Origin of the sequence: Rothia sp. 27098_8_29 (genome assembly GCF_041432785.1) — a bacterium.
Classification (GTDB): domain Bacteria; phylum Actinomycetota; class Actinomycetes; order Actinomycetales; family Micrococcaceae; genus Rothia; species Rothia mucilaginosa.
The window spans coordinates 1-1,247 of record NZ_JAPWAI010000023.1; the positions used below are offsets into that span (position 1 = coordinate 1).

Below are 1,247 nucleotides of genomic sequence, written 5' to 3' on the forward strand. Positions count from 1 at the left end.
ATGCCACCAATGATGACGGTGCCGAGCACCGTACCTGTCTCGTAGGAGGTCTCCGAGATCGCGGATGCCGCACCAGCCTTACGCGGCGGCACGCTGGAGAGCATCAGGTCGTTCGAAATGGTCTGCGCAATACCGATGCCGGTACCGAGCACAATGAAGATCAGGATAATCACCAAGTCGTTGTGCGCACCCAGGAAGGCGAGCACCGCGAACGCGGCAGCGTGGAGCGCCAGACCGAAAGACACCACCTGCGCCGGGTGGAAGTGCACCGCCACGCGCGCAATCACCAGACCGGCGATAATGATCGCCAGGGTACCGGGAATCAGCAGCATACCGGCGTACATGGGCGGCAGACCGGAGACCAACTGCAGGTGCTGGGAGGCGAAGTAGATGAAGCCAACGTCCACCATCATGGAGATGAGGTTTGCGGTAATCGCGCCGGTGAACACGGTGTTGCGGAAGAGGCGCACATCCAGCATGGGCTGAATATCGTTCTTCTCGCGGTTGAGCTGACGCAGCACGAACAGGACAATGAAGCACAGGCCGGCAAGGATGGTGCTGATAGCCACCGCATCGAACCCGGTTTCGGAGGTGTGAGTCAGACCGAAGGTAATGCCGGTCATGCCGGTCATAATCAGCAGGATGCTCAGCGGATCCACCGGGCTGGGGTTCGGGTCCTTCGACTCGGGAACCATAATCGGGGCGAGAATCAGCAGAGGAATCAGAATCGGCACAGCGAGCAGGAACACCGAACCCCAGTCGAAGTGCTCCAGCAGGAAACCACCCACAATCGGGCCCAGCGCCGCACCCGCCGAGAAGCCCGAAGCCCACACGGCAATAGCGATGCGGCGCTCGGTCGCATCCACAAAGATATTGCGAATAATCGACAGGGTTGCCGGCATGAGCATGGCGCCAAAAATGCCAAGCAGGGCGCGGGCAACCACGAGCATCAGCGCGGAGGGCGCGAATGCCGCGAGCGCAGAGATTGCCGCGAAGCCGGTCGAGCCGATGAGCAGCAGCTTGCGGCGACCGATGCGGTCACCGATAGCGCCCATGGGCACGAGCAGGGCGGAGAGCACCAGGGAGTAGGAGTCAACGATCCACAGCTGCTCCGCGGAGGAGGGGCTCAGCGCCTTAGCGATTGCGGGCACCGCGAAGGCAAGCACTGTGTTGTCGATGGAGACCAGGAGCACCGGGAGCATGAGCACACCGAGTGCCGCCCAGCGCTTGGTCTTCTGGTCGGGGGC

1 protein-coding gene is annotated in these 1,247 nt (G+C 62.2%); it reads right to left on the minus strand.

Annotated elements, in window-relative coordinates:
• Positions 1-1,247 (minus strand): MFS transporter (locus O3649_RS09035; RefSeq protein ID WP_371573887.1); only part of this gene is annotated, 1,247 nt, incomplete at both ends.